Origin of the sequence: Rhizobium sp. PEPV16, assembly GCF_008919455.1 — a bacterium.
GTDB lineage: Bacteria > Pseudomonadota > Alphaproteobacteria > Rhizobiales > Rhizobiaceae > Rhizobium > Rhizobium leguminosarum_Q.
Genome location: NZ_VSZV01000194.1, coordinates 1 through 11667 on the forward strand (window position 1 = coordinate 1; position 11667 = coordinate 11667).

General features: G+C 60.3%; 10 protein-coding genes. 4 read left to right on the forward strand and 6 right to left on the reverse strand.

Annotation, left to right across the window (positions count from 1 at the left end):
• Positions 1 to 14: 14 nt before the first annotated feature.
• Genes FY112_RS05195 through FY112_RS05210 form a run of 4 tightly spaced genes read left to right on the forward strand, consistent with a single transcriptional unit; the run spans position 15 to position 4230 of the window.
• A complete protein-coding gene (locus FY112_RS05195) occupies positions 15 to 887 on the forward strand; it encodes an ABC transporter permease (RefSeq protein WP_151517887.1) in 873 nt (290 codons plus the stop codon).
• A gap of 1 nt (position 888) precedes the next feature.
• On the forward strand, positions 889 to 1689 hold the full coding sequence (locus tag FY112_RS05200) for an ABC transporter permease (protein WP_151517888.1): 801 nt from the start codon (positions 889 to 891) through the stop codon (positions 1687 to 1689).
• Complete coding sequence (locus tag FY112_RS05205; protein WP_151517889.1) at positions 1686 to 2765, forward strand: ABC transporter ATP-binding protein; 1080 nt, start codon at positions 1686 to 1688, stop codon at positions 2763 to 2765. The genes FY112_RS05200 and FY112_RS05205 overlap by 4 nt, the downstream gene beginning before the upstream one ends.
• A gap of 10 nt (positions 2766 to 2775) precedes the next feature.
• Positions 2776 to 4230, forward strand: coding sequence for an NAD-dependent succinate-semialdehyde dehydrogenase (locus FY112_RS05210; protein ID WP_151517890.1), 1455 nt, complete (start codon positions 2776 to 2778; stop codon positions 4228 to 4230).
• Positions 4231 to 4308: 78 nt separating this feature from the next.
• On the opposite strand, the gene FY112_RS05215 is transcribed toward FY112_RS05210, so the two are convergent.
• The 6 genes from FY112_RS05215 to FY112_RS05240 all read right to left on the reverse strand — a co-directional run.
• Positions 4309 to 5838, reverse strand: coding sequence for an FAD-dependent oxidoreductase (locus FY112_RS05215; RefSeq protein WP_151517891.1), 1530 nt, complete (start codon positions 5836 to 5838; stop codon positions 4309 to 4311).
• Positions 5835 to 7052 (reverse strand): NAD(P)-dependent oxidoreductase, encoded by a 1218-nt coding sequence (locus tag FY112_RS05220; RefSeq protein ID WP_131643833.1) that lies wholly within the window; start codon positions 7050 to 7052, stop codon positions 5835 to 5837. The genes FY112_RS05215 and FY112_RS05220 overlap by 4 nt, the downstream gene beginning before the upstream one ends.
• A gap of 9 nt (positions 7053 to 7061) precedes the next feature.
• Positions 7062 to 8042 carry a GHMP kinase gene (locus FY112_RS05225; RefSeq protein ID WP_131643834.1) on the reverse strand — a complete coding sequence of 327 codons (981 nt, stop codon included), beginning with the start codon at positions 8040 to 8042 and terminating at the stop codon, positions 7062 to 7064.
• The gene (locus FY112_RS05230) at positions 8039 to 9988 is read right to left on the reverse strand and encodes an HAD-IIIA family hydrolase (RefSeq protein WP_151517892.1); all 1950 of its coding nucleotides are present in this window, start codon (positions 9986 to 9988) and stop codon (positions 8039 to 8041) included. The genes FY112_RS05225 and FY112_RS05230 overlap by 4 nt, the downstream gene beginning before the upstream one ends.
• A complete protein-coding gene (locus FY112_RS05235; protein WP_348642718.1) occupies positions 9978 to 10952 on the reverse strand; it encodes an NAD-dependent epimerase/dehydratase family protein in 975 nt (324 codons plus the stop codon). The genes FY112_RS05230 and FY112_RS05235 overlap by 11 nt, the downstream gene beginning before the upstream one ends.
• The coding region (locus tag FY112_RS05240) for a lysylphosphatidylglycerol synthase transmembrane domain-containing protein (RefSeq protein ID WP_151517894.1) at positions 10952 to 11667 on the reverse strand (716 nt) is incomplete at its 5' end. The genes FY112_RS05240 and FY112_RS05235, both read right to left, overlap by 1 nt.

Consider the following 11667-nt stretch of genomic DNA (forward strand, 5'->3'; position numbering starts at 1 on the left):
TGGGAAGGACTGTCATGTCGACATATAGCGATGCCTCCGCTGCAATTGTGCCCCTGCCAAAGGTACGCAAAGCAACAGGTTTCGGCGGGGTCCTTCCGGCTCTCGCCTTCGTGGCGATCTTCTTCATCGCGCCGGTGGCGGTGCTCTTGTTGCGAAGCGTGCTGGAACCGGTGCCGGGTTTTGGAAACTATGCGCAGCTGATCGGGTCCGCGACCTATCTCAAGATTTTCGCCAACACCTTCATCGTCTCGGGTCTGGTCACGGCGATTTCGCTGCTGATCGGATTTCCCGTTGCCTGGGCGCTGGCAATCATGCCCGGGCGGCTGACCTCGGTAATCTTTGCGATCCTGCTCCTGTCGATGTGGACCAACCTGCTTGCCCGCACCTATGCCTGGATGGTGCTGCTGCAACGGACGGGGCTCATCAACAAGATGCTGATCGGAATGGGGCTGATCGACAAACCCCTGGAGCTGGTCAACAACCTGACCGGGGTGACGATCGGCATGACCTATATCATGCTGCCCTTCATCATCCTGCCTCTCTACGGCGTGATCAGGAAGATCGACCCGTCGACCCTGCAGGCGGCAGCCCTTTGCGGCGCCAACCGGTGGCAGTGCCTGACCCGTGTCCTGCTGCCCTTGGCCATGCCCGGCATGGCGGCTGGCGCCCTCATGGTCTTCGTCATGTCCCTTGGTTATTTCGTCACGCCGTCGCTTCTCGGCGGCACCGCGAACATGATGCTCGCAGAGTTGATCGCGCAATTCGTGCAGTCGCTGGTCAACTGGGGAATGGGAGGAGCCGCGGCGCTGGTGCTCCTCGTGGTGACTCTGTCGCTTTATGCCGTGCAACTGCGCTTCGTCGGCAACCAGAACCCGGGAGGGCGTTGATATGTTGCTCAATTTCGACCGCCTCGGCTGGTGGAAATATATCCTGCTGGCGATCACGCTTCTGACTGCGGCCTTTCTGCTACTGCCGATCGTCTTTATTGCGGCGCTCTCGTTCGGCTCCTCGCAATGGCTGATCTTTCCGCCGCCCGGCTGGACGTTTCAGTGGTACAGCGAGCTCTTTGCCGATCCGCGCTGGCTGGAATCGGCCTGGACGAGCTTCAAGATCGCGGTCATCGTGACGATCCTGTCGGTGCTGCTCGGGCTCGTGACTTCCTTCGGGCTGGTGCGCGGTTCGTTCCTGTTCCGTGATTCGCTGAAAGCGCTGTTCCTGACGCCGATGATCCTTCCCGTCGTGGTTCTTGCGGTTGCCCTTTATGCCTTTTTCCTGAGAATCGGCCTGGGCGGCACGTTGGCGGGTTTCGTCATTTCGCACCTCGTTCTCGCGCTGCCCTTCTCGATCCTGTCCATATCAAGCGCGCTGGAAGGCTTCGACAAATCGATCGAGGATGCGGCGGTTCTGTGCGGCGCCTCGCCTCTGGAAGCAAAGATCAGGGTCACCCTGCCTGCGATCAGCCATGGGCTGTTTTCGGCGGCCGTCTTCTCGTTCCTGACATCCTGGGACGAGGTGGTGGTGGCGATCTTCATGTCCAGCCCGACCCTGCAGACGCTGCCGGTAAAAGTATGGGCGACGCTGCGGCAGGACCTGACGCCGGTTGTCGCTGCGGCGTCGACCCTTCTCATCCTTTTGACGATCCTCTTGATGGCGCTGGTTGCCGTCGTGCGTAAGGTACTGAAACAATGAAAGAACCATTCCTTCAGATCCGCGGAATACGCAAGGAATACGGCCCTGTCGTCGCCGTCCACGACGTCAATCTCGACGTTCGGCGCGGGGAGTTCCTGACCTTTCTCGGACCGTCCGGATCCGGGAAAAGCACGACCCTCTACATCCTGGCCGGTTTTGAAACTCCGACGAAAGGCGACATCACGCTGGAGGGCAAGACCCTGCTCGACACGCCGTCGCACAAGCGCAACATCGGCATGGTGTTCCAGCGCTACACCCTGTTTCCGCATCTGACGGTGGGCGAAAACATCGCATTCCCGCTGAAGGTCAGGCGCAAGTCCAAGGCCGAGGTCGACAGCAAGGTGAAGGAGATGCTGCGCCTCGTCAGGCTCGAAGGCTTCGAGGATCGCAAGCCCGCGCAAATGTCCGGCGGCCAGCAGCAGCGCGTCGCCCTTGCCAGAGCCCTTGCCTATGATCCGCCGGTGCTTCTGATGGACGAGCCGCTGTCGGCGCTCGACAAGAAGCTGCGCGAGGAAATCCAGCATGAGATACGCCGGATCCACCAGCAGACCGAAGTGACGATCCTCTATGTCACGCACGACCAGGAGGAGGCGCTGCGGCTCTCCGACCGCATCGCCGTCTTTTCCAAGGGCGTCATCGACCAGATCGGGACAGGCCCGGAACTCTACGCCAATCCGCGGACCCGCTTCGTTGCCGAATTCATCGGCGACAGCGACTTCATTTCATGCGACCTGCTGTCATCTTCCGATGGGCAGGCCACCATTTCGCTTGGCGGCGGGAGCGTCTTCGATCATATTCCGGTGCATGGAAAAGGAACCTCCGGGACGAGGGCAGCCCTGATGCTGAGGCCTGAGCGCATTCGATTGTCGCGAAACCAGGCGGCGGGAGCGGGTCTTGCCGCGACGGTCAGCGACATTACCTTCCTCGGCAACAATATTCACGTCTCGACCGAGACTGCGACAGGCGAGGTGCTGGCGGTTCGCCTGCCGTTCGGTCACGAGGCTATCGCCGGGCTCAGCCGTGGCGATATAGTCCATCTGAATTTCGATCCCGGTGCCGCTCACGTATTCTGTTGAAAGTTGTCATATGAAGCTCAATGATCCCTCGCTGTTCCGTCAGGCATGCCCCATCGCCGATCGCTGGATCGAAGCGGAAGGCCGCAAGGCGGCGACGGTCCGCAATCCGGCGACAGGCGAGCCGCTGGGGGTGGTCCCTGACCTCGGTGCCGCGGAAACGGAAGATGCCATCCGCGCCGCGGTCATTGCCCAGAAGCTTTGGGCGAAGAAGACCGCCGGGGAGCGCGCCGCCGTTCTGAAGGCATGGCACCGGCTGATGATCGAAAACCGCGACGATCTGGCGATGATCCTGACGCTGGAGCAGGGAAAACCCCTGGCCGAGGCCAAGGGGGAGATCACCTATGGTGCAAGCTTCATCGAATGGTTCGCCGAAGAGGCGAGACGCATCAACGGCGAGGTCGTACCGGGACATCAGCCGGACAAGCGGATACTCGTCCTGCGCCAGCCTGCGGGCGTGGTGGCGGCGATCACGCCCTGGAACTTTCCGAACGCGATGATCACCCGCAAGATCGGCCCCGCGCTTGCCGCCGGCTGCGCCGTCGTTCTCAAGCCGGCGCTGCAGACGCCATTCTCCGCCATAGCGATCGCCGTTCTCGCTGAGCGCGCCGGCCTGCCGCCTGGGCTTCTTAACATCGTCACGGGTGATGCAGCGGCAATTGGTGGGGCGTTGACGGCAAGCCGTGACGTTCGAGGCCTGACCTTCACCGGCTCCACCCGGACGGGCGAGCTGCTTTACCGGCAATGCGCGCCGACGATCAAAAAGCTCGGTCTCGAACTTGGCGGCAATGCACCGTTCATCGTCTTCGACGACGCCGATCTCGACGCTGCCGTCGAAGGCGCGCTCATCGCCAAGTTCCGCAACAACGGCCAGACCTGCGTCTGCGCCAATCGGCTTTATGTCCAGGACGGCGTCTACGAAGCGTTTGCCACCAAGCTCGCCGAGGCGGTTTCGGGCTTGAAGGTCGGCAACGGTCTCGACCGTGACGTCGTGCTTGGCCCGCTCATCGACGACAATGCCGTCGCCAAGGTCGAAAGCCATATCAGCGATGCCGTTTCAAAGGGTGCCGGGATCGTCTTAGGCGGCAAACGCCATGCGCTCGGCGGCCATTTCTTCGAGCCGACGATCCTGCGCGATGTCGCTGCCGGCATGCAGGTCGCGCGCGAGGAAACCTTCGGGCCGCTTGCACCGCTCTTCCGTTTCCGCGACGAGGAGGACGTCATCGAACAGGCAAACGACACCGAATTCGGGCTTGCTTCGTATTTTTACGCTCGCGATCTGTCGCGGGTATTTCGTGTGGCCGAAGCTCTCGAATATGGGATGGTCGGCGTCAATACCGGTCTCGTCTCCACGGCCGAGGCTCCGTTCGGCGGCGTGAAGATGTCGGGTCTCGGTCGCGAAGGGTCAAGGCACGGGTTGGACGAATATACCGAACTTAAATATGTATGCCTGGGCGGTATTGCCTGAGCCGAGAATTCATCTCGCCAATCGAATTTGGCCGATGCGTTCCGTTCATCGCCAACGCTCTGGCAGTGAAATTCAACGCTAAAATGCCGAATTTGCTTCCGTTTCGGCGAGGCGATTGGCGATGCGATCGGCGTTGGCCATAATCGTCATCGTGACATATTTCGAGGACAGATCCGGAAGGATCGAGCCGTCGACGATGTGAAGACCGGGATGGCGATTCAATTCGCCGTCCGAAGAGGTGCCAAACGGACCGGATGCGCCCATAGGTAAGGTGCCGGCAAAATGCGCGTCGATGCCCGGCTCCGCCAGCGATGCGCCTGGGAGCTGAATGAGTCCCAACCGTTTCCATTCCCGGCGGAGCGCTTTTTTCAAGGCCTCGGCACGGATGTCGAAACCTTCCGCGAAGCCGCCGCGGATAGTCAGACCTTTTTTTGTCGTCGCATCTCGACCGATGTAGCTCCGGCTTTGATTGCCGGGATAATAGATCGTCGCGACGAGGAGACTGCTGGCGATCATCTGGAACGCGGCGCGCCCGGCCTTTCGGCCGAGCGGCATCCTGTTGATGAAGCTCTGGGCCGGCAGGGATCCGACCTCATAGATCGCCCCCGTCACGTAATCGGATGCGCGGTCGCCGTAGCGCAGAGATAATCCGAGCTGCGCAAGGCTGTGCGTCGCCGTCGGTGAACGCAACAACCTTGCGGGGGAGAGCAGAGGAACGGCGAGCGTGGGACTGTTCAAAAGACGCAGTCCCTGCTCGTCAATCGGCAGGAGGTCCGCCAGCAGGGCGGCCGTTCCAAGGACTCCTGCGGCCAGAATTATTCTCGGCGCGGAGAAGGAGGATCCGTCGGCCGTTCCGACCGTCCAGCCTGCATTGCGTGTCAGTGAGACGGCCCGCATGTTGTCGAGCAAACGAAAATGCGGGGATTTGCGCAACGGAAGCAAATCCTGCCTGCTGTTATAGATTGCGCCGCTCGGGCAGCCATAGAGACAGTCGCCGCGCAGATCGCATGCCGCCCGCCCGGGTTTCGCCTCCGAAAGTATGGCATTGACGGCGGGAAAAAGCCGGAACGATTTATCAGCCGGCTTTGCGGCCTGGTGCCGATGGAGAACATGGGCCGCTGTCGCCCCAAGCGGCAGGACCGGCTCGCCGTTAGCGCCTGTCGTAAAATCAGCATTCCTGCTGATGCCGATGCGTTTGGCGACGTACTCGTAGGATTTCTGCAGGGAGGCGATGTCTATCGGCCAATCCGCGATGTCCTCGGCGTCGAGATAGCTGATTTGCGCTCCCCAGATATTGGAGAGGCCGCCGCGGGCGAGACTGCCGATCGGTATGAAGCCGTTGCCGGCGATGCCAGATTGGTGTCGAAAAGGTTCGAGAATTTCCCGTGCCGCAGGGGTCTGCAGCTTCGGCGAGCTGCCGTCGTCCGCGCGCAGCGATTCCAGATCGCTTCCCAGGACGCGCGCACTGCGGTTTTCTTCCTGCAGCCCGGCATCATTGCCGGCATCCAGCATCAGAACGCGGCGGCCGGCCGCTATGAGCGGCAACGCAGCTGAAACACCTGCGGGCCCGCTGCCGATAATGATGAAGTCGGCATCCGGCTCATTCATCGATATCTCCCCGCTAAAAGCGCGCGGAGCGGAAAGAGCAGGACATCGCCGGCAATGGTCGATATTGCGCCGAAAAACCCGGCCTTTCTGCCTGAATGCCTTTCCGGCTCGCTCGCGAGGTCAGCGAGATAGAGGGCTCGCGCGAGCCGATGCTGCATTCGATTGGCCGGCGGTTCAAAGAAGGCCAGCAAACCAGGATGCCTGATGAGTGCCGGGGAGAGGCCGAGCGGCGACAGCCCTTCGCGCTGAAGCCCTTCGCAGAGCCGCTGCAATTGTGCTTCCGTGGGTCTGGTGCCGAGATATCGCAGCAGAGCCTGTGCCTCACGTCGCGATGGCTCCTCGTGTGTCTGGCCAAATTCCCCGGCAAGCGCAGTCGCCGGGTCAGACAGGTTCAACTTCAGGAGCTTGAGGCTCTCGCTACTCTCCATCGGTGCTGCGCCTGCAAGCCCCAGCACGCGCTCCGGATCGACCGTGGGAATCAACGGGAGAAGCTTCGTCACGCGGCAGGCAAGGAGTGCGGCCATCAGCGGCACCGGTATGAAATGGAGGTTGCCCTTACCCTGGGCACGGCGGAGAATTCTGAGCCACGCGGCAAAGCTTATGGGATTTTCCTGCGCCAGCACAAATGTCTGCAGCGGCCGGTTCTCTCCGGTCGCCAGAGCCAACAGGCCTGCGGCCACTTCGTCGAGATGAATGGGCTGAACTTTGCGGCTGAGCCCGATCATCGGCAGGATTGGACTGAGCGCCGCTAATTTCGCCATCAGGCCGTACATCGCTGTGCGCGGGCCGCCATAAACCAGCCCTATTCGCGCAATTCTGACGATCGGTGCCGCCTCGCTGGCAGCCAAATGCTCTTCGATCCTGAACTTGGTCCGGCCGTAGATATTGAGCGCTTCTTTTCTGGACGAGGTGGAAGAGGCAAAAACGAAGCGCGGCACTCCGGCTGCCTTTGCCGCTTCCGCCAGCTTCAAGGTGCCTGATATATTGATGTTTTCTTCTTCGGCCGCCTCCGGCGGAGTAGCCCAGGAATGCGCGAGATGGACGAGTCCAACCGCGCCCTCTAGTTCGGACGCGGCAGGTTCATCGCCAATGCGCCACGCCGCGCCGGGCCGGCGGCCGAGTTCAACCACGTCGAAGCCGCGCTCACGCGCGATCGCGACAAGTCTTGCGCCGATATAGCCGGTTGATCCCGTGATGATGAGACGTGGTGCCATTCACACTCTCTACTGCGCAAAGGCGATGCGCGCGCCGCTCCAGTCAAAACGAAACTCGATTTCCTTGAGCTGCGACAGCGCTTGCCGCACTTTTTCCTGACGGTCTTTCGGGCAATAGAGAACCAGGAATCCCCCTCCGCCTGCACCCGCAAGCTTGCCGCCGATAGCGCCGGCAGCACGGGCTGCCTCGTAAAACTCGTCGATCGCGCTGTTGGTAATCTTCGACGTCAGCGATCTTTTCATCATCCATCCGCGGTGCAGCGCTTCACCGAACGCACTGAGATCGCCAGCCATCAGGATGTCGCGCATTTCGTAGCTCAACTGCACCATGCGCTCGACGGTCCGGAATTTTTCCTCGTCCGCCTCCATGGCTTGCACCTGCGTCGACAGCACCGAGCGCGTATCGCGCTGGCTTCCTGTGAAAAACAACAGGATGTTGCTCTCGAGTTCCGCCATCTTTTCGGCGCCAAGGACGACGGGCTGAACGTTGACGCCGCCGTTGGAATTAAATTCGATGAAGTTCAATCCGCCATGTGCGGCCGCATATTGGTCCTGCTTGCCGATCGGCTCCTTCAGGATATCGATTTCGAGTTTACACGCTTCTTCCGCCAGTTGATCCTTGGAGGCAAAGCGCGACCTGTGGGCATAGAGCGCATTGATCAGCGCCACGGAAAAGGAGCTGGATGACCCGAGACCGGTTCCGGAGGGAATGTCGGCGACGGAAGCAACTTCGATGCCCGGCTCGACCCGGTGCATTCGCAGGGCCTCGCGCAGCAGCGGATGGGCGATCTCCTCAAGCGTATCCGCGAGCTCGGTGCGCGTATATTTGAGATGGTATTTGTTTTCGTTGAAGTAGTTGTGCACGATGACGAAGCTGTACTTGGCTATCGCACAGGACAAGACCGCGCCGGCCTGACGGCGGTAATAGGAGGCTATGTCCGAGCCGCCGCCGGCGAAGCTGACCCGAAAAGGTGCGGACGAAACGATCAAAGGATTGCCTCCTCGAGATTGATGACGATATCGGCCGATGTCCGTTGTAGATCGATCCTCGGCCACTCCTCCTGAATTCGCGACGCCCAGAGCCCTTCGGTGTCCGCCGGCGTCAGGCCTTTCCAGGCGTAAAAATTGTGAAAGCGGTTCAGCAGCGTCTGCTGCGACGCTTCGACGAAGGCAGCCATGTCGACATCTTCACGGATCGACGCATGTCCGGCAAAAATGCCGTCCAGCAGAATGACCTCGGCATCACGCGCATCATAGATGGTCGTACCCTTCTGCTGGCCACGGCTTGCAGCGTCGTAGCAGGGCGCCTCGACCTGTCCGAATTGACGCAGCATTCTGACGATCTCAGGATAGAACTCGACCCTGTTGCGTTCTTCCGCGTTCATATCGGGTCGGCGATGTTCGAGCGGCAGAATCCAACGGTCGAGCTCCAGCCTCACCACCCTGCGACCAGCTTCCGAGAGCATGCGCTGAACGGCATGCGCAAACGTACTTTTGCCGGAGCGGGAACGACCGCATATGCTGACGAGCAAAGGACCTGCCGCATTTGAAAGACGCGCATCTATCGCGCTGAAGAGAGCTTGCCCGATATCCTGGTAGCTGCACTGAAAGCGAACGGCGTCATAGACCGTGTCGAAGACAAGATCGGCACGCGGGATCTCTGTTTGCGCGGCAGGATAGCTCTTTTCATCCCGCAGGCCATAACCGGTCCGGACGCCATAGGCCCAGATGCCCGCCTTGCGGCCGGCACCTATGTCGCGCAGACTGTCTCCGATGATGATGGATTTGGTTTTTTCGATCGGCAATTCCGCCATGGCCTGGCGGATCATCAGATCTCCCGGTTTGCGGCAAGCGCAATCGATCTTCAGCGCCGGAACCTCGTTGGCGAAGCCTTTTTCCGGATGGTGCGGGCAGAAATAGATACGGTCCAGGACCCCGCCATCTTCGGCAAGCTCGGCTTCCAGGCGACCAAGAACATGATCCAGGCCGGCTTCATCGAGCAGGCCTTTGGCGAGCTGCGGCCGGTTGGTGACGGCAACCGCCAGGAAGCCGGCCTCGCGGGCGAGCCGCACCGCTTCACCGGCTCGGCCGATCATCTTCACCTGGTCGGGATGGACGACGCCATGGCCGCCAACATCTTCGTTGAGCACACCATCGCAATCGAAAAATACCGCGGGTCTTCTGACGGACAGATGGATCGCATGAACCCGTTCCTGCCGGAGGTCCTCCTCCGCGGCGGCATGGCGGTTCGGCGAGCCGATATCCTTGATGTATTCCGGAGTGTCGTAAATCGCGATCGGAATGGAACGCTCGAGGAGATCGGGAATAACATCGTGAATCATGTCGGCCGTATGGCCCGGCACGAGTGTCTCAAAAAATCGGTCTGAGGCCACGTACAAACCCGCCGGCACCAGATTGCGCCAATCCGCATTGCGGGGCGTTTTGCGAGGCAACAAGCGCTGGAGATAACCGCTCTTCTGGACGACGAGATCGGATGTGCGGGGATGATCGTTGGGGTGAGCGATGATGGTCAGAGCGGCGGGAAATTGATGACGATGACGTGCCAGTGCCGCCAGGTCGATGTCAAAAAGCATGTCGCCGTAGACGATCAGTACGTCACCTGATGTCGTGTCCAAAGTCGTTAAGCAGCCTGCCGTGCCGAGCGGAGACGTCTCGACGAAGACGTCGATCGTAATGCCGAGTTTTTCAGCTTCCGAGCCGAGAGCAGGTTCCAGCTGGCTGCCGAGGTGACCACCAAGCACGCGCACATGCTGAATACCCTCACGGGCGAGGACACGAATCTGCCTGAGAATGATCGGCACGCCGTCGAGAGGCAGAAGGGCTTTCGGAATGGCGTCGCCCGTCATGCTGCGCGCGCGCGTTCCGAGGCCCCCGGCAATAATGATTGCCTCGCGGATAGCGTTTTCAGAACCCATTCGCCAGGATCCGCTCGACGGCAAGTTCAACGGCCTCGGTCGATTTTCGCTTCGGCGACCAGCCTAGCGCGACGAGCCGGCTGATATCGTAGCTGAAGCGCGGCACATCGCCGAGCCAGCCGCGGTCCTCGCTGCCGTATTCGATGGCGGCTCCCGCTGCCACCTTCGAGACCACGATCTCGGCGATATCCCGGACGGACGTTTCGCCGATGCCGCTGGCATGAAATACTTCATAGGCGCCGGGTGCCTTGTCCCATGCGAGGAGAATCGCATCCACCAGGTCGCCGACATAGAGATAAGGCTTTGTCTGCATTCCGTTGCCGAGCACCTGGAGTCTCGTCGGATCAGCCTTCAACCTGTTGATGAAGTCGTAGATCGCTCCATGCGTCGAGCGCTCCCCAATGACATTCGGAAAACGCAGCACCAGTGTCTTGATGCCGAATGACAGCGCATAGACGGACAGGTAGGCTTCAGCGGCAAGCTTGCTGGCGCCATAGAGTGAGATCGGCCGCAAGGGGCCGTGATTCTCGTGGATGTTCCCCTCAGCTTCGCCGAACACGGCCGACGTGCTGGCGAAAAAAAGCCTGTCGACTTTATGCTTGCGCATGATGGCAAGCAGCGTCGTCGTCGTCAGCTGATTGAGTTGCAGATCCAGTTCCGCATTGGCATTGCCTGCGGCGATATCGGAATTGGCGGCGAGATGAAAAACAGCGTCGGGGCGGTCCGCCGCGACGAGCTGATCCATGCCTTCCCGATCGAGCATATCGAGCTCATGGAAGCGAAAATCCGATCGCTCCAGCAGGTGATCTATGTTCCGCATGCGGCCAAGATGAAGATTGTCGATCGCAGTGACCCGATAGCTCTTTTCCAAAAGGCGATCGCAGAGATGGCTGCCGATAAATCCGGCCCCTCCCGTTACCAAGGCATGCATGTCGGCAGCTCCATATGATCTAGCAAGGCTCATCAGAGCGCTTTGATCTTTCCCGAATGAGGACGCGAAAGGACGAATACACCACCGGCTAACCCGATCACAAGCTGCAGCAGGCCGAAAACCACCGATAGCGTTGCCGCGTCCGTCGTGCCTATGCCGAACACGGCAAGTGAAATGATCATGCCGCCTTCCCTGAGGCCCCATCCTCCAACGGAAATGGGAACCATCGCGATCAAAAGCACCGGCGGGAAAGCGGCTGCGGCCTGACCCCAATCGAGCGGGAGGCCAAGATCGAGAACGAGGATCTCAAGCGAGACGACGCTCAACCCGTGAATGGCGAGGGTCAATAGAAATATACCGACCATTCTTTGGTGGGTGACCAAAGCCCGCAACGCGTCGGTCAACGCGTGCAGCTTTGCGGGAAAGACCCGGACGAATAAGTGGCGGCGCCAACTGAACACCAGGGCTGATGTGATAGATCCCGCAACGCCAAGCGCCGTGAGTTCGGTCAGATAGGGGATGGGAAAGTCGTGCCCGTAAACAGCGCGCAGGATGATCAGTCCGATCAGCGCAACGACCGCTAGTCCGAAAAGAGTAAGGATGCGGTCCATGACGACGCCCAGCGTGGCTTCTCCGATCGTCAGGCCATATTTGACGGCGCCAAATATGCGAGCGGCATCGCCTGGAATGGGACTTGGAAGAGCTTGATTGTAAAACAGGCTTTGCATGAAGAGTTTCATGGCGCCTG